Below are 16,582 nucleotides of genomic sequence, written 5' to 3'. Positions count from 1 at the left end.
CAGGAGGTAACGGTTTTTAAAGCGAAATAAAAGATGGACCGATTTGGAGATTGGAGTGGAAGCAATGGAAGGAATCGCAACGAAGAAATTAGAAACGTTACAAGCACAAGTCATCGAATGGCGCAGGCATCTTCATGCAAACCCAGAGTTGTCGTTTGAGGAAGTAGAAACGCCTGCTTTTATCGTACAAAAATTAAAGGAAATTGGATTTACAGATATACGCGAACATGTAGGCGGTCGCGGGGTGGTAGCAAAGCTCCACGGCAAAAAGCCAGGACCGACAATCGCTTTTCGTGCTGATTTTGACGCATTGCCGATTCATGAAGAAAATGATGTTTCTTATGCATCGACGAAGCCGGGCGTTATGCACGCTTGTGGGCATGATGGCCACACAGCTGCTTTGTTAGGTGTTGCGGCAACGTTGTTTGACCAAGTAGATGAGCTTCGTGGGACAATCGTGTTTTTGTTCCAGCACGCTGAGGAAAAACCTCCTGGCGGCGCCCGTGAAATGATTGCTGACGGCTGTTTAGAAGGGGTGGACGCTGTATTTGGCGCCCATGTATCCTCGCAAATTCCACTTGGGCAAATAAATGCAAGCCCCGGAGCAGTTATGGCTGCAGTTGATGCATTTACTGTGCATATTCAAGGGAAAGGCGGGCACGGCGCTCATCCTCATTCGACAATTGACTCAATTGTGATTGGTAGCCAGCTTGTCAATGATTTGCAAACCATTGTTAGCCGCCGCATCAACCCTATGGATACGGCCGTTGTCACAGTTGGCGTCTTCCAAGCAGGCACAGCGTTCAACGTAATTGCAGATACGGCGCGAATTGAAGGAACAGTCCGCACCTTTCAAGAAGAAACGCGAGCTTTCATAGAAGAGGAAATTCGGGCGATTGTTTCTGGGAAGGAGCATGGCGGGCATGTCACTTGCACGATTGATTATTTAAATGGCTATCCGCCGCTTGTAAATGCCGAAAAAGAAACAGAAGTCATTCGCGACTTGGCAAAAGGGGTTTTTGGGGAAGAAAATGTATTAATGTTGCCAGCTGCACTTGGAGGCGAGGATTTTGCCTATTACTTAGAAGAAAAGCCTGGGTGCTTTTTCCACGTTGGTGGCCGAACGGAGGAAGAACGCACGCAATTTCCTCATCACCATCCTCGTTTTGATTTTGATGAACGGGCGCTTTTCCATATTGGCGAAATGTTTTTGGCCATTGCGAATCAGTATTTGCGTAGTCACTAAAGCAGATTACTCAGCCTCTTGAAAACAATCGTTAGCTGAGGAAAGAAGCGGAATGAGCCTGTTGGCTACAGTCTAAGCAAGCGCAACCGTTATGGTTCGCTTGCTTTAGTGCTCCTTTGGGAAATGGTTTGCAAATCGCTGATCGGCTGCTCGTTAAAGGGTAAGCGGATGTATAAAATTCTGTTTCAATCGAAGTTCTCCTGATTAAGTAGCAAACTAGAAGGGAATGAGCTGAGAAAAGGAGAGGTGGGTAAAATGAAACGTTATACAATTGATACTAGCAAACATAGTGACATGATTGACATTACTGCCCAAGTTGAAGCGGCTGTCAAAGCAAGCGGTGTCCATTCAGGCATAGCTATTGTCCAATCGTTGCATACAACGGCTGGCATTACTGTCAATGAAAATGCTGATCCAGATGTCGTCGTTGATTTTTTGCGCCGCCTTGATGAAGTGTTCCCGTGGGAACACCCACAGGACCGCCACATGGAAGGCAATACGGCCGCTCACTTGAAAACATCGACTGTAGGGCCGTCACAAACGGTTATAATTGACGATGGCCGTCTTGTGCTTGGCACATGGCAAGGCATTTATTTTTGTGAGTTCGATGGCCCCCGTGCAAACCGGTCGTTTGTTGTCCAAGTTATAGGGGGCGGATTATGATTCAGGCAGAAGCAGTATGGAAGGGCAAGGCGGCTCTTGGGGAAGGCCCTTTATGGGATGAAGGAGAGCAAGTTCTCTACTGGGTAGATATTGATGGTTATAAGCTCCATCGCTTTAACCCTAAAACAAATGACGATCAACAGTTTTCGTTTGCTCAACATGTGTCAGCGGTTGTCAAAAAGGCTGGTGGCGGTTTTGTCCTTGCGATGGGGGATGGCCTATACTTATATGAGGAAGAACGGCTGACACCTTATTTCCTCTTGCCGCAAGGGGGAAAGCAGCTCCGTTTTAATGACGCAAAATGCGATCCTGCTGGAAGGTTATGGGCAGGAACGATGGCCTTTGACTGCCATTCGCCGATTGGCGCCCTTTATTGCCTTGACCATAACGGCCAGATAAGCAAAGCGATTTCTGGACTCGCCATTTCAAACGGACTTGCGTGGGACGAAGAGAAAGGACTACTCTACCATAATGAAACTGCGAGCGCGTCCACGACTGCTTACCGTTTCGATGAACAGACAGGGGAAATGTCTGAACCACGTATAATTGACATTCCATATCGCTCTTATAATGGGAGTCCAGACGGTATGGCAATTGATGAAAACGGGCATTTGTGGATTGCTTTGTATGGAGCTAGTAAGGTAATTTGTGTAGACCCTGATAACGGGAATGTACTTGAGGAAGTCGTTGTGCCAGCAACGAATGTAACTTCTTGTGCATTTGGTGGCGAAGACTACAGGACATTGTATGTGACGACAGCGAACAAGCAAGGTGAGCATGAAGGAGGCAGTCTATTTGCTGCCAGAGTAGAAAGCGCAGGCTTGCCGGCACACGCCTACCTCTCACGGAAATAGCGTAATAGAAACCAGCCGCCCTTGGGGTGGCTGGTTTTTGTATGCACTTGATATGAACTTTTTCGATCGTTTTTATAAAGAGAAGCAATTCTTGTTAATCTATGCTAAAATGCGAAAGAGGTCGCCTCGTCTTGAGGCGTGTCGAAAAAACGTACGAATGAATGAAATGTGAAGGATTTAGAAACGGGGGAAGTCATGGCTGCTTCAAAGCTCATGCAAGGAACGAAAGTATTGACCGTGGCGACGCTAACGTCAAAATTGATTGGTTTTGTTTATGTTATTCCTTTTACGGCACTTGTTGGTTTGCAAGGGAATGCCCTCTACCAAAATGGCTATACACCGTATTCGATTTTACTTACATTATCTACGCTTGGCGTGCCTGTTGCCATGTCTAAGTATGTTTCAAAATACCACGCCCTAGGCGATTATGAAACAGCGCACCGCCTGTTCAAGTCAGGGATCTGGTTTATGGCCGTTACAGGCCTTCTTGCATTTTTAGTCATGTTTTTAGGCGCTCCTGCCCTTGCGTCGCTTAGTTATCAACCGAGTGAAACAGATCAGTATACGTTTGACAACGTTGTCTATGTGATTCGCATGGTTAGTTTTGCGCTGCTTATTATTCCAATAATGGCGATTGTCCGCGGCTATTTGCAAGGGTTTCAACAAATGGTGCCGACATCGGTTTCGCAAGTCGTTGAGCAGATTGTCCGCGTTGTCTTTATATTAGCAGCTTCGTTTGCTGTCATGTCTATCGGCAGCGGCGATTTGCCACGTGCAGTCGGTTTTGCGACGTTTGGCGCTTTTGTCGGCGGAATTGGCGGAATGGCTACGTTGCTTTATTTTTATTTCAAACAGCGCCCTACGATTTTGGCACGTGTACAAAGCCACCCTGCCAAAGAAAGACAAACGCTTCCGAGCATGTATAAGGAACTGATTTCGTATGCACTGCCTCTTTCTTTTGTCGGCTTGGCGATTCCTTTTTTCCAGGCTGTCGATTTGTATTCGATTGAGGGGGCGCTTTCTGGGACCGCGTATGCCAGCGAAGCGAAAGCGTTTGTCGGCGCTTTAACAGGAGTGGCCCATAAAATTGTCCTTATCCCAATGGCGCTAGCAACGGCCTTATCGATTACGTTGGTGCCGACGATTACAAAAGCATACGTTAATCAAGACAATAAGCTCTTGCAAAGCTATATTACACAAACGTACCAAGTGATTTTATTTATCGGTATCCCGGCGGCAATTGGTATGTCTGTTCTAGCAAAGCCAACTTATTTTGCCCTATTTGGCAGTACGAACTTGGAGCTAGGAGCGGAAACGCTAGGTTTTTACGCGCCGGCAACCGTGTTTTTTTCTATTTATGCCGTAACTGGTTCGATTTTGCAAGGAATGGATCGGCAAAGGAATGCCGTTTTATCCCTTGTCGTCGGGCTCCTATTAAAACTAGGGCTTACTTATGTATTCTTAAAATGGTTCGGGCCATATGGCGCGATTTGGACAACCTATATTGGTTTCGGGATAGGTATTGCCTTAAATGTTTATTTCATCGGCCGATTTGCCAAGTTTGACTATACGTTTATTTATCGAAGAACGGTGCTGATCGTTATATTTGCCGCCATTATGGGAGTTGCAGTATGGGTATTTGCCAATGGGCTTGCAGCTTTATTTCCAGAGTTGTCCCGTGTGACAACGTTTATTGTCTTACTTGTTAGCATCGGCGTTGGTTTAATTGTTTACTTCTATTTGGCCATCCGTTCCCATTTGGCTGGAAAAGTGCTTGGAGAGCGGTTTAAATTGTAACATAGCTCGTTTGTGCACAATCATAAAAAAGCAGTTGCCAAGGAAAAGACGACTGCTTTTTTACAGATTAAATGGACCTGTTTCAATTTAGTCTTGGCTGACCAAAGCGGCGGCAAAACTAGTTTATCTGCAAGGAGAATGACTTGTTCCGCAACTTTCCCATAAACTAGATGATTTTCGACATTTGTTTATAAGAAAACCCTCTTTTTCATGGGGACAAGCTTTGATATAATGAAGCAAGTTTATTCCGATTTAATGGGCGGTTTGACTCATGCCTTCAGCGTAAGCTTTTGCGCGGGCCGCTGCCACGTTTAAAAGGCCCATAGGAGGACTAAAGTGAACTATTCCTTTCGCAAAGACAATGATTGGGTATTGATTGGAGCAACGGTTGCACTGACATTGTTTGGCTTATTAATGGTATACAGCGCTAGTTATGTGGAAGGTTATTTTTTGGAAACGCCGAATCCATATTACTATGTAACGAGGCAAGCGGTTTGGCTTGTCCTTGCCATCGCAGTGTTTTTGTTTGTGATGCATTTTCAATACCGACATTATAAAAAATTAACGCCTGCCATTGTGGTTCTAGCGCTCTGTTTGCTTGTGCTTGTATTAGTAATCGGCGGAGGCAGCGAAGTCGGTGCGACACGGTGGATTCGCATTGGACCGATGAATTTGCAGCCTTCGGAGTTTGTGAAAATCGGAATGGCGATTTATCTTGCCCAAGTGTATTCGCAAAAACAAGCCTATATTAATGACTTTGTCAGGGGGATTTTGCCGCCGCTTATTATTGTCGGCGTTGCGTTTGCCCTCATTATGCGCCAACCTGACCTTGGGACAGGCACGTCGATATTGATGACAGCCATTCTTATGGTGTTCGTATCAGGGGCAAGATGGAAGCATTTAATTGGCCTTGGGTTAGTGGGCGCTACGGTATTTGCTGCACTGGCGATTTTTGAACCGTATCGTCTTGAGCGCCTTACGTCGTTTGTCAATCCGTTTGCAAGCCCGGATGATAGCGGCTTTCAGCTTATTAACGGCTATCTGGCTATTTCAAATGGAGGCGTTGCTGGCCTTGGGCTAGGGCAAAGCCTGCAAAAAATGCGGATGCTTCCAGAAGGACATACCGATTTTATTTTAGCGGTCATTTCTGAAGAGTTGGGGCTTCTTGGCCTTGTGTTTATATTTGGTTGTTATGCGATCATCTTGTTTCGTGGGATTTCGATTGGCGCCAAATGCAAAAATCCGTTTGGCAGTTTGCTCGCCTTTGGGATTGTGTTTCAGCTTGCGATTCAAATCATCTTTAATGTCGGAGCTGTTTCCGGCATGCTTCCGATTACAGGCATCACATTGCCTCTTGTATCATACGGGGGGACATCGCTGCTCATTACTCTTGTGGCGATCGCGATTTTGGCGAACATCCATCAAACCAACATGAGACAAGCACGCAAACAAGCTTCAGACGAATCGCTATCAGCATAGATGGAGGCTATCAATGGAACGAAAACATACGGGGATTGATTATACGCTGTTGTTTCTGCTGTTTTTGCTTATGTGCGTCAGCTTAGTAGCAATTTACAGCGGGGCGGGGCAGTATTTTTCCGATGACCCCACTTATTTCGTCGTTAGACAATTAATATGGTACGGTATTGGTGCGGTCGTTATTGTCGCCGTGATGTTGGTTGACTTTGACTTATTTCGAAACTTCTCCATTCCTGTTTATGCAATAGGGATGGTTTTGCTTTTGGCCGTCGAGTTTTTTGGAGAAGAACGGAATGGCGCCCAACGCTGGGTTTTTGGTATTCAGCCATCCGAGTTTATGAAGATTTTTCTCATATTGGCACTCGCTCATTTATTATACAAGCTGACAAAGGATAAGCAAAAGCGGACTTTCAAAGAAGACATGGTCGTGCTTGGAAAAATATTGCTTGTCAGCTTACCGCCGTTTTTCCTTATTCTAAAACAACCTGACCTCGGTACAGCGCTTGTAATTGGGTCCGTAATTGCAACGATGTTGTTAATGTCAGGCATACGGTGGCGGATTTTGTTGTCACTTGTTGGGATTGCGGTTTTAGGTATTGCCTTTCTCGTGTACATGCATGAAGCTCATTTTGAGTTTTTTAGCGAATATTTGATTGAGCCTCACCAGCTTGACCGGATTTATGGCTGGCTCGATCCAGACAGTGACACGAGTGGGATTGGCTATCAATTAAACCAGGCGATCCTCGGGATTGGTTCAGGCCAATTGTTTGGCGCTGGTTTTCTGGAAGGCATGCAGACGCAAAGCGATGTGATCCCTGAGATTCATACGGACTTTGTGTTTACGGTAATTGGCGAGGAATTCGGCTTTTTAGGGGCAATGGTTTTGCTCGTTATTTACTTTTTGTTGTTTTACCGCATGATTATGATATCGCTGACGTGCAACAACCTCTATGGCTCTTACTTAGTAGCGGGCGTTGTTGGCCTGCTCGTTTTTCAAGTGTTTCAAAACATTGCCATGACGATTGGCCTTATGCCGATTACGGGACTTGCTTTGCCATTCATTAGCTATGGCGGAAGCGCATTGCTAACGAATATGATGGCGATTGGCATCGTTCTAAATGTCCATTATCGTACGAAAAATTACATGTTTACAAGTGAAGACACATTTAGCTGAAACCACGTTGTTTCAGCTTTTTCTTAAAGTGAGGGGGCCTTTTCGATGAGGCTTGATAAAATGCTAGCCAATGCCGGGTATGGCACGAGGAACGAAGTGAAAAAAGCACTCAAACAAGGAGTGGTTGAAGTCGACGGTGCTGTTGTGAAAGACGGGAAGCTCCACGTGCAACCAGAGCGACAATCTGTTTGCTATGCAGGCACCCCTGTCCGTTACAAAGCTGAACTTTATTTAATGCTCAACAAACCAGCGGGCGTTGTGACAGCGACAGAAGATGCGAGGCAGAAAACGGTTCTTGATTTAATGAAAAATGAATGGGGACATATGAAGCCGTTTCCAGTCGGAAGGTTAGATAAAGATACAACCGGATTGTTGTTGTTAACAACAGACGGTGCCTTTTCCCATGAGCTTATGGCTCCGAAAAAACATATTGCTAAAGAGTACCGTGCTTTAGTTGAAGGTAAAGTGACACAAGCAGACGTGGAAGCATTCAAAAACGGTGTCGTTCTTGATGACGGCTACTGCACAAAGCCAGCCCAACTAGAAATTGAAGAATCTGGCCCTTTGTCTGCGATATCGTTAGAACTGACAGAAGGAAAATTCCACCAAGTGAAACGCATGTTTGCAGCAGTTGGCAAAAAAGTCATCAAACTGGAGCGAATACGGATTGGCAGTTTGTTGCTTGACTCAAGTTTGCCAAAAGGTGGTTATCGTGAGCTAACGCCAGCAGAAATACAGCTGGCGAAAACCCCGTATATAAAAAAGAAAAGCCTTTGAAACCATGGTTTCAAAGGCTTTTTCCCTCATATTAGGACACTTTTGTTTTTTTACTAGTTGCTTTCCATTTACCCCTGGCAGAACTTGTGACTAAATTATTGTACTCCAATACATTTAAATCTCGCTGCACAGTGCGCTGTGTGATGCCGAACTCTTCAACTAATTCATTCGTCGTGACAGTTCCCTTCTGTTTGATGTACAAGTAGATGGACTTAATTCGAGTCAGCATACGATCAGTTGAAGTTTGCAAAAAACCACTCCTTCTTCGTCTTCGTCTCCTATACCTTATAGCTATCCTATGCATAAGCGCATCTGGCAGAACCGAGATTCGTCGCATAGGGGCGTCAGGTGAGGCGATGGTCCTATGTTTTCGTGCATCTTCCCGTTTGCAAATGGAGGTGCAATTTGGGATACTTCTAGTGTACACGAAAACAAGCGAAAGCGCAAAGAAGAAATCATGTAAATTCTTGGGCATTTACACTGTAAAGACAATGAAAAAAGTGTAAAACCCGAACATTTACAAAGTGAAAAGGGGAAATTTTATGGTAAACGGAATTAACCATATGACGTTTTCAGTAAGCAATATGGATAAAGCGGTTTCTTTTTATAAACATGTCTTCATGGAAGCGCCTCTTGTCTTAGGAGAAAAAACAGCCTATTTTACCATTGGCGGCACTTGGCTTGCGCTTAATTTGCAACCAGACATTGATAGAAAGGAGATCAGGCAGTCGTATACTCATATTGCTTTCTCGATTGAGGAGTCGCAGTTAGACGCTTTTTATACTCGTTTGCTGGAAGCCGGAGCCGATATTCTCCCTGGAAGGAAACGGCAAGTGGAAACTGAAGGGAAATCCATTTATTTCCGCGATCCTGATGGCCATTTGTTGGAAGTCCATACGGGCACACTTGCCGAACGGTTGGCACACTACGAAAAAACTGCGCCTGACATGCTCGTAAACATAGACGAGCAAAATAAGAAGTAGGGAGCTCTCACTGCATACGTTACTTACATGTCTCTAAAAATAACTGGTTTCAGCTTTGCGAAGCCATTCAATATATGAACCGCCCGCTTTGTCTTACTACAAATCACACATGTCTGTCCCCTCCTTACCGTTTGGGGTAACAAGCTACGTATAACCATTCATTGCAAGCGTGATAGAGCCCGAGAAAAGCTTTCCCATTCTGGTTGTTATCCTCTCACATTTTATGCCTTGCTATAGAGTAAACTCTAGGCACTATACTAAAAACATCCAAGGGGAAAGGGAGGATTACATGATGAAAACAATCTTGATTACAGGGACATCAACAGGGCTCGGAAAAGCAACGGCCAAGTATTTTGCGGAGCGGGGGTGGAACGTCGCAGCAACGATGCGCTCCCCGGAAAAAGAAACAGAGCTCATCAATTATAACAATGTTTTTATCACCCGTATGGACGTTCAACAGCCTGAAACAATCGATCGAGCGGTAAATGAAGCCATAGAGCGTTTTGGGCAAATGAATGTACTAATGAACAATGCCGGCTATGGAGCTGTGGGGGTATTTGAGGCTGCTTCCGAACAACAGATTCATAACCAGTTTGACGTTAATGTTTTCGGGCTTATGCGCGTAACACAAGCGGTGCTGCCGCATTTCAGGGCAAACCGGAATGGAGTGATTATAAATATTTCTTCTCAAGGCGGAAGAATCACGTTCCCTCTGACCTCTTTATATCATGCAACTAAATTTGCCGTGGAGGGATTCTCCGAATCGTTGTCCTATGAGCTGGCTTCCCAGAATATCCGTGTTAAATTGATCGAGCCAGGTATTGTGAATACTCCATGGTACAGTGCAGCTGTACGTTTGAATCATGAGGCATTGTCAGACTATAATCGTTTTACTGATTTGTTTAATAACCAATTTGAAAAATTCGTTCAACATAATGCCCATCTTCAGGCCACACCGGAAGCGGTTGCCGAAACGATTTATAAAGCTGCGATGGACGAAAGCGATCAATTAAGATATCCTGCAGGCAAAGATGCTGAAATCATATTGAAGAAGCGGGCACAATTGAGTGACGAGGAATTCAAGGCGTACATGAAAAACCAAGTTCTCGGCTAAGGAGGAGGTTCTTATAAAGTATTCAATCGGCCAGGTAGCAGAAGAAACGGGATTGTCCATTCATACTTTGCGTTATTATGAAAAAGAGGGGATTCTCCCTCCTATTAAACGAGATGAATTCGGTGCACGAGTCTTTGATGAGGAAGCCATGGAATGGCTGAGGTTCGCATGCTGTTTGCGGGATACGGGGATGACCATTGAAGAAATGAAGGGATTTTCCCAATTAACCCTTCAAGGAGACAAAACCATTCCGGAACGTGTTAAGCTTTTGAACCGGCAGAAGGAGCGTGTCGCGAATCAGGTCAAGCAGCTAATGAAAAATATGTCCATGATTGAGCAAAAGCTTGAAATTTACAGGGAGAAGCTTTAAAGGACCTCTTATAGAGTTTGCTTTTTTTAGGATTCGGCAGAAAAAGACCATATATAACAGCAAGTTTTTCGGACAACCCTACAAAACGGTGCAATAGAAGTCGGAAGGGCGCTTCAGAATCCTGCTATTCTTACCTGAAGGGAGGTTGTTCATGTGGATTGGCTAGCGAATTTGAACAGGGCTTTGCAATACATTGAAGATCATCTTACTGAGGATCTGAATTTGAAGGAGGCCGCTAGGCAAGCTTGTTGTTCAGATTACCATTTTTCGAGAATGTTTTCATTTCTTGCTGGGATTCCGTTATCTGAATACATTCGCCGTAGACGTCTGACACTAGCTGCATTCGAGCTTCAGACTAGCGATTCAAGAGTGATGGATGTGGCGATCAAGTATGGCTACAGCTCAGCGGACGCCTTTTCTAGAGCCTTTCAAGCATTGCATGGGATGTCACCCTCACTGGCAAAGTCCAATGGTCATTTATTAAAGGCTTATCCACGTATGACTTTCCAATTAACCGTTCAGGGAGGAAGCGTCATGCATTATCGTATCGTAGAGAAGGAAGCATTCCGAATCGTCGGTATCACGAAAAGGGTACCTATCCAATTTCACGGCGTCAATTCGGAAATCGAGTCGATGTGGAGCCGTTTAACATCAAAAGATATCGCGCAGCTCAAAGCCCTTTCGAATATCGAACCGCAAGGACTGGTTCAAGCCTCGGTGAATTTTTCGGAGGAGCGGATGGAGGAGAAGGGATTGCTTGATCACTATATCGGTGTGGCAACCAGCAAGGAGTGTCCTAAGCACTTAACGAAGTTGGAGGTTTCAAAAAGTACGTGGGCTGTATTCGAAGCGGTCGGCCCTTTTCCAGATACGTTGCAGAACGTCTGGGGCCGTATTTATTCGGAATGGTTTCCTTCTTCCAGCTATGAGTTGGCAAGAGGGCCAGAGATGCTATGGAATGAAAGCAAAGAGTTAACCTCGCCAACGTTTCGAAGTGAAATTTGGATACCTGTCATTCAAAAACAAGTCTGAGCTAATCTGTGAAAAACGCGATTCACGAAGAGGGGCTGTCCCATAAGGTCCATTACATGACCTTATGGGCAGTCTTTTTAGTTATCCTAAGCAGGTGCAACAACATGAGTGAAGTGTACGTAACTGATTAAACTCCGGAAAGTGGGAACACTCTAGTTGATAAGAACCTATTCGGATTGATACAGGTCGGTCGATAAATAGCGCTCGCCTGTATCACAGGCGATGGCAACGACGTGATCGCCTTTGTCAAGCGTCTTGGCCATTTCCAGTGCCGCAAAGCAAGCCGCTCCAGAAGAAGGGCCGACAAGAATGCCTTCAAGCCGTGCCAAGTCTTTTGCTGTCTTGTATGCATCTTCATCTTCGATCCGCCTAATCTGGTCATAGATAGCTGTATTTAGTATAGGCGGTACAAATCCAGGGCTTGTACCGACAAGCTTATGCGGGCCAGGCTTGCCACCTGACAAAACAGGTGATCCAGCTGGCTCCACCACATGAATAAGGGCATCAGGGTAATAGGTTTTAAGCACTTCTCCTGTGCCGGTGATCGTGCCGCCCGTACCAGAGGCTGCGACAAACCCTGAAAGTGTGGCGCCAATTGCATCTAAGTCTTGTTTAATTTCTATGGCAGTGGTACGGCGGTGGGCATCAGGGTTTGCTTCATTTTCAAACTGCATTGGCATGAAAGAGCCAGGAATGCTTTCGGCAAGCTCCTTGGCTTTTTCGATGGCCCCAGGCATTTTTTTATCGCCTTCCGTTAGCACGACTTCAGCGCCATACGCCTTTAGTAAATTAATCCGTTCTTGGCTCATTGTATCAGGCATGACGAGAATAGCGCGATAGCCGCGGGCCGCAGCGTTCATAGCCAAGCCAATCCCAGTATTTCCACTCGTTGGCTCAATAATGGTGGAACCAGGTTGCAAATGGCCATCCTTTTCTGCTTGAATAATCATGGAAAAGGCAGCACGGTCTTTCACGCTGCCGCTCGGGTTATTCATTTCTAATTTTAAATAGACAGATGCGCCTTCACTATCAGGCAGCTTGTTTAAACGGACCAAAGGCGTCTGTCCAATTAAGTCAGCGATATTGTCTACTACTCGCATCAGTAATCACCTCTTTAAAGTTCCATTTATTTAGTTTAACATAAATAAGGCAAGCCAGCTTATTGAACGCTTAGGAGGACAACATGAACGAACTACACTATTTTTTAGCTTTGCCCCTTTCTGACGATATTCAATCGGCCATTTGTTCACATACTCGCCGTTTTGTCCACGAAGAGCGATTTAAAAAGTGGGTCCATCCGGCTGATTATCATTTAACCTATCATTTTTTTGGTTCCTTACAAGCAAAAAAGTGGGCAGAAACGGAAAAAGAGCTTGCCCGATTGACTGCAACGTTCACGCCGTTTGTGTTGCAGTTTGGCGAATACGGGACATTCGGCAAGGAAGACAGTCCGAGAATTTTTTACATGAAACCTGACCCAATAGAAGATACGCTAGTGCAACAACACGCCCAAGTTGTGTCGTTATTGGCGCAACTTGGTTACCCAGTCGACAGCCGTCCATTTTCTCCCCATGTTACGATCGCCCGTAAATGGGTTCATAGAAAGCCCTATGTACAGCCGCCATCTCGTTTTCATTACTCAGAAAAAGTGGAGCGCTTGTGTTTGTACAAAACCGTTACTGGACAAACTCCGAAATATGAAGAAGTCTGTTCGTTTCCGTTTTTAGGTAGGGAAGAGCAGTGAAGTGGCTGCGTTTTGTTTTGCAAATTATTGGGCTATTCATCTTTAATCACATTGGCGGTTGGCTTGCTGCTGTTCTCCATCTACCACTATCAGGAAGCCTAGTAGGCATGATGCTCTTGTTTGTGCTCCTTGTGACTGGCGTAGTGAAAAGCAAGTGGCTAGAAGACGGTGCGTTGGCTTTGCTTGCATTTTTACCGCTTTTCTTTGTGCCGACGACTGTCGGGGTTGTCGCTGAGCCTGCTTTGTTTTCAATGCAAGGCTTGTTGTTGGTTGGTGTGACAATCGTAAGTACTTGTGCAGTCATGGTTGTAACTGGTTATGTTGGTCAATTATTAGCAACGAAAGAGGAAAAGGGGGAATCAGCCCGTGCTGAACAATCTGACCACCACCTTGGCCGCTAGCGGGGCTACGCTTATCGTCTTTTTGGCTGCAGTTGCTCTCTATAAACGGAAAAAAACGCTATTGTTTTTGCCTTTGCTTGTGACAACAGCTATATCGGTTTTATTTTTATTGCTAAGCGGCATTACGTATCAACATTATCAGGAGGCAGTGAGCTGGATATCGTCCTTCCTTGGACCGGCTGTAGTTGCCTTAGCCATTCCTTTGTACAGGCAGTTGCCGCTCATAAAGAAATATTTTCGCCCTCTGATCATTAGCATTACAACTGGTGCGCTGTTTGGCGTCGCGAGTGGCTTTATGCTTGGCGCATTAGTTGGATTAAAAATGGCGTTTCTTCAGCCGTTGTTGACGAAGTCCGTCACTGCCCCAGTGGCGATGGATATAATGGCGCTTTTAAATGGAAATATAACACTAGCAGCAATTTTAGTGACAATCGCAGGGCTAACAGGCGCGATTGTTTCAGGCACGTTGTTTAAATGGACTCATATTTCACACTTTATTGGCAAAGGTGTAGCTTTTGGAGCTGGCGCCCATGCAATAGGAACGGCAAAAGCGCTTGAGCATTCTGAAGCAGAAGGGGCCATTTCTTCCATTTCAATGATCGTTTGTGCGATTATCGTTTCGATTGCCGTCCCGGTTGGAGGTACCGTTTTATTGACAATCGGGTGGTAACTAACCTTTGTATACTAGCAGATATTCGATGATGATTCTTTTATATTGAAAGGGGAGCCTAGTAAAAATAACGATAACCAACAAATGATGATGAGTAGATGAAAAGAAAATTTAAGAAAACGCTTCCTTCTTTGTATGACTATTTAGTATGATCGTTTTAGATAACCGTATCTCCAGTTGACGTTCTGGACATGATTTTTTCCATTAAAGGAGGCTACAACAGTGAATCAACAAATGAGCAGAGCAATTTTGAATTCCGATTGGTATAACGGTTCTGTTAAAGCTGCTTGGAGTCGCTATTTAAGGAATGAGGAGATCTTGCAAAGTGAATTGAGAAGTGAGATTGCTCATTCATGGGAAACATCTAAAGATTTAGGGGTTAATCCGTTTCAAAGCCAAATAAACGAAATCATAAACGATCAGACGCTTGCGATTCGATTAAAACATAATAAGCAGTTGTTGTCTTACGCATCCCCTCGCATTCAGCAGCTCCTCGATTTATTTGATGATTCGAAGACGGTCCTATCTATTGCTGATAAAGATGGGACGATTCTGAAATCTGTAGGGGAAAAAAACGTTTTAAAAAGAGCAGAGAAGCGCTATATTTTTGCAGGGGGCACTTGGACCGAGAAGTCTGCAGGCACAAATGCAGTGGGGATGGTTCTGAGAACGAAGCAATCGTCTCAAGTCTTGTTTTCTGAGCATTTTTGTGAAAATGTACACGATTGGTACTGTGTTGCGTTTCCTGTTTTAGCTCCTTTTACGAAAGAATTACTAGGCATTGTGAATCTCGCAGGTAATGCAAGTGATGTTCATCGTCATTCAATTGGTTATGCACTGGCTGAAGCGAAAAATATGGCTCTTTCGCTTGAACGCCATTTTTTTGAATATGCTTTACGGCATCACCTATTTTTACACACAGCACTGGAAAAGATGGATCACATCGTGTTGTCCGTAGATTTAAGCGATCAAATTCTCACTCGAAATGAGGGAGCGAATCGAAGCGAACGGTTTCAAAACGAGACGTCCATAGCCAGCTTTCCTGAATTAAAAGCATTAGTGGCTAACGTTCGGACAAATGGCCAGCAAATCGTAAATGAACAAATTCAAGACGGATCAACAAATAAACGCTATCAAGTTTCCATTTACCCTGTCCGTTTTCAAGACCATATTTATGGCGTTGTCATTTTTCTTCAGCAAGATCAGAGAGTAGTGAACAAAAAGAAGCCGTCCCCTAGAAAAGCGACAACGCGTTACAGTTTTTCCAATATGGTCGGTGTGTCCCCAACCTTTCAGGCGCTATTAAAGCAAGCGGAAAAAGCTGCGAGCTTGCAATCTACTATATTGATATCGGGCGAAACGGGGACAGGAAAGGAAGTGTTGGCGCAAGCGATCCACCAGGCGAGTAACCGTGGCGGAAAACCATTTGTAGCAATTAATTGCGGAGCGGTCCCACCGAGCTTGCTTGAAAGTGAGCTTTCTGGTTATGAAGCAGGTGCTTTTACTGGCAGTAAAGCAAAGGGGAGTGCAGGAAAATTTGAACAAGCAAATGGCGGCACCATCTTTTTAGATGAAATTGGCGATATGCCGTTAGATTTACAAGTCCATTTGCTGCGTATTTTAGAAGAACGGGTCGTGACGAGGATTGGTGGCAGCGTCCCGATACCTGTTGATGTACGAGTCATATCTGCTACGAATAAAGATTTAAAGGAAGCGGTGCAAAAAGGTACCTTTCGTGAAGATTTGTATTATCGTTTATGTGTCCTGCAAATGGAACTTCCACCATTAAGGGAGCGGAGTGAAGATATACCTGTGCTCATTCAATCTTTCTTGCCTGCTCTTTGTCAAGAATTTGGAAAACAGATGATTAGCTTAACGAGAGAAACGTTAACCATCCTCGAACGTTATCATTGGCCGGGAAACATAAGAGAATTGAAAAATGTACTTCAGCAAGCGATGTTTGTGATGGACGGCGATGTTATCCATCCCCATCATTTACCGGACAGCTTCTATTCACAAACACAAAGTGATGAATATGAAAAACAAAAACTGTTGCGTGCCCTTGAACAGCAGGAAGGCAATGTAACAAAGGCAGCAGCTTCTTTAAATATGTCCCGCGCTACCATCTACAGAAGACTAAAAAAATATCGCCTTGAACGCCACTAAGTATAAGCGTAGACAAAGTGACAGTTAAACACTTTGTCTACGCTTTTTTGTTTCCTGAGACAATGGATACACAACCTGTTTCAGATGATACATATCAATATTCGACAGCAAC

17 protein-coding genes are annotated in these 16,582 nt (G+C 44.7%); 15 read left to right on the top strand and 2 right to left on the bottom strand.

All coding sequences use genetic code 11. The features are described 5' to 3' along the window. The first annotated feature begins 64 nt into the window (after positions 1-64). The 7 genes from BUC05_RS10590 (at position 65) to BUC05_RS10560 (ending at position 7,990) form a co-directional block, all read left to right on the top strand. Entirely contained in the window at positions 65-1,246 is a 1,182-nt protein-coding gene (locus tag BUC05_RS10590) for a M20 metallopeptidase family protein (protein ID WP_035201976.1), read from the top strand. Between the two features lie 255 nt (positions 1,247-1,501). After that, positions 1,502-1,909, top strand: coding sequence for a secondary thiamine-phosphate synthase enzyme YjbQ (locus tag BUC05_RS10585; protein ID WP_035201973.1), 408 nt, complete (start codon positions 1,502-1,504; stop codon positions 1,907-1,909). Beyond that, positions 1,906-2,763: an SMP-30/gluconolactonase/LRE family protein gene (locus BUC05_RS10580; RefSeq protein WP_035201970.1), complete on the top strand. Its 858-nt coding sequence runs from the start codon at positions 1,906-1,908 to the stop codon at positions 2,761-2,763. The genes BUC05_RS10585 and BUC05_RS10580 overlap by 4 nt, the downstream gene beginning before the upstream one ends. A 195-nt stretch (positions 2,764-2,958) precedes the next feature. Further along, positions 2,959-4,560, top strand: coding sequence for a putative polysaccharide biosynthesis protein (locus BUC05_RS10575; RefSeq protein WP_035201967.1), 1,602 nt, complete (start codon positions 2,959-2,961; stop codon positions 4,558-4,560). A gap of 336 nt (positions 4,561-4,896) precedes the next feature. Then, the gene (ftsW, locus tag BUC05_RS10570; protein WP_011247642.1) at positions 4,897-6,039 is read left to right on the top strand and encodes a putative lipid II flippase FtsW; all 1,143 of its coding nucleotides are present in this window, start codon (positions 4,897-4,899) and stop codon (positions 6,037-6,039) included. Between the two features lie 13 nt (positions 6,040-6,052). Next, positions 6,053-7,213, top strand: coding sequence for a rod shape-determining protein RodA (gene rodA / locus BUC05_RS10565; RefSeq protein ID WP_011247641.1), 1,161 nt, complete (start codon positions 6,053-6,055; stop codon positions 7,211-7,213). 45 nt (positions 7,214-7,258) lie between these two features. Further along, on the top strand, positions 7,259-7,990 hold the full coding sequence (locus tag BUC05_RS10560) for a pseudouridine synthase (RefSeq protein ID WP_011247640.1): 732 nt from the start codon (positions 7,259-7,261) through the stop codon (positions 7,988-7,990). A 31-nt stretch (positions 7,991-8,021) separates the two neighbouring features. On the opposite strand, the gene BUC05_RS10555 is transcribed toward BUC05_RS10560, so the two are convergent. Continuing rightward, positions 8,022-8,240 (bottom strand): DeoR family transcriptional regulator, encoded by a 219-nt coding sequence (locus tag BUC05_RS10555; protein ID WP_011247639.1) that lies wholly within the window; start codon positions 8,238-8,240, stop codon positions 8,022-8,024. 292 nt (positions 8,241-8,532) lie between these two features. Here BUC05_RS10555 and fosB point away from each other — a divergent pair, with 292 nt between their 5' ends. The 4 genes from fosB to BUC05_RS10535 all read left to right on the top strand — a co-directional run bounded on the left by fosB (position 8,533) and on the right by BUC05_RS10535 (position 11,489). Next, on the top strand, positions 8,533-8,973 hold the full coding sequence (gene fosB, locus BUC05_RS10550; protein ID WP_011247638.1) for a metallothiol transferase FosB: 441 nt from the start codon (positions 8,533-8,535) through the stop codon (positions 8,971-8,973). A gap of 289 nt (positions 8,974-9,262) precedes the next feature. Continuing rightward, positions 9,263-10,087 (top strand): SDR family oxidoreductase, encoded by an 825-nt coding sequence (locus BUC05_RS10545; protein ID WP_011247637.1) that lies wholly within the window; start codon positions 9,263-9,265, stop codon positions 10,085-10,087. A gap of 13 nt (positions 10,088-10,100) precedes the next feature. Further along, positions 10,101-10,457 (top strand): MerR family transcriptional regulator, encoded by a 357-nt coding sequence (locus tag BUC05_RS10540; RefSeq protein WP_035201960.1) that lies wholly within the window; start codon positions 10,101-10,103, stop codon positions 10,455-10,457. A gap of 153 nt (positions 10,458-10,610) precedes the next feature. Continuing rightward, on the top strand, positions 10,611-11,489 hold the full coding sequence (locus BUC05_RS10535) for an AraC family transcriptional regulator (protein WP_011247635.1): 879 nt from the start codon (positions 10,611-10,613) through the stop codon (positions 11,487-11,489). A gap of 167 nt (positions 11,490-11,656) precedes the next feature. Here BUC05_RS10535 and cysK read toward each other — a convergent pair whose 3' ends face one another. Continuing rightward, a complete protein-coding gene (gene cysK / locus BUC05_RS10530) occupies positions 11,657-12,589 on the bottom strand; it encodes a cysteine synthase A (protein ID WP_011247634.1) in 933 nt (310 codons plus the stop codon). Positions 12,590-12,672: 83 nt separating this feature from the next. On the opposite strand from cysK, the gene thpR reads away from it, so the two are divergent. The 4 genes from thpR to BUC05_RS10510 all read left to right on the top strand — a co-directional run bounded on the left by thpR (position 12,673) and on the right by BUC05_RS10510 (position 16,470). Continuing rightward, positions 12,673-13,233 (top strand): RNA 2',3'-cyclic phosphodiesterase, encoded by a 561-nt coding sequence (thpR, locus tag BUC05_RS10525; RefSeq protein WP_011247633.1) that lies wholly within the window; start codon positions 12,673-12,675, stop codon positions 13,231-13,233. Beyond that, positions 13,230-13,634 (top strand): CidA/LrgA family holin-like protein, encoded by a 405-nt coding sequence (locus BUC05_RS10520; RefSeq protein ID WP_011247632.1) that lies wholly within the window; start codon positions 13,230-13,232, stop codon positions 13,632-13,634. Before thpR ends, BUC05_RS10520 begins: the two co-directional genes overlap by 4 nt. Further along, positions 13,600-14,304 carry an LrgB family protein gene (locus BUC05_RS10515; RefSeq protein ID WP_011247631.1) on the top strand — a complete coding sequence of 235 codons (705 nt, stop codon included), beginning with the start codon at positions 13,600-13,602 and terminating at the stop codon, positions 14,302-14,304. The genes BUC05_RS10520 and BUC05_RS10515 overlap by 35 nt, the downstream gene beginning before the upstream one ends. 222 nt (positions 14,305-14,526) lie before the next feature. Then, the gene (locus tag BUC05_RS10510) at positions 14,527-16,470 is read left to right on the top strand and encodes a sigma-54-dependent Fis family transcriptional regulator (RefSeq protein WP_011247630.1); all 1,944 of its coding nucleotides are present in this window, start codon (positions 14,527-14,529) and stop codon (positions 16,468-16,470) included. The last annotated feature ends 112 nt before the right edge of the window (positions 16,471-16,582 follow it).

Source organism: Shouchella rhizosphaerae (assembly GCF_900142675.1).
Taxonomy (GTDB): Bacteria; Bacillota; Bacilli; order Bacillales; family Bacillaceae_D; genus Shouchella; species Shouchella rhizosphaerae.
Note: the sequence above shows the minus strand (reverse complement) of the source record. Positions and strands in the feature narration are given on the sequence as shown.

What these genes read in the sequence shown, in the direction of transcription:
- BUC05_RS10590 (WP_035201976.1), top strand. Translation starts at nt 65, where the DNA reads ATGGAAGGAATCGCAACGAAGAAATTAGAAACGTTACAAGCACAAGTC.
- BUC05_RS10585 (WP_035201973.1), top strand. Translation starts at nt 1,502, where the DNA reads ATGAAACGTTATACAATTGATACTAGCAAACATAGTGACATGATTGAC.
- BUC05_RS10580 (WP_035201970.1), top strand. Translation starts at nt 1,906, where the DNA reads ATGATTCAGGCAGAAGCAGTATGGAAGGGCAAGGCGGCTCTTGGGGAA.
- BUC05_RS10575 (WP_035201967.1), top strand. Translation starts at nt 2,959, where the DNA reads ATGGCTGCTTCAAAGCTCATGCAAGGAACGAAAGTATTGACCGTGGCG.
- rodA (WP_011247641.1), top strand. Translation starts at nt 6,053, where the DNA reads ATGGAACGAAAACATACGGGGATTGATTATACGCTGTTGTTTCTGCTG.
- BUC05_RS10560 (WP_011247640.1), top strand. Translation starts at nt 7,259, where the DNA reads ATGAGGCTTGATAAAATGCTAGCCAATGCCGGGTATGGCACGAGGAAC.
- fosB (WP_011247638.1), top strand. Translation starts at nt 8,533, where the DNA reads ATGGTAAACGGAATTAACCATATGACGTTTTCAGTAAGCAATATGGAT.
- BUC05_RS10545 (WP_011247637.1), top strand. Translation starts at nt 9,263, where the DNA reads ATGATGAAAACAATCTTGATTACAGGGACATCAACAGGGCTCGGAAAA.
- cysK (WP_011247634.1), bottom strand. Translation starts at nt 12,589, where the DNA reads ATGCGAGTAGTAGACAATATCGCTGACTTAATTGGACAGACGCCTTTG.
- thpR (WP_011247633.1), top strand. Translation starts at nt 12,673, where the DNA reads ATGAACGAACTACACTATTTTTTAGCTTTGCCCCTTTCTGACGATATT.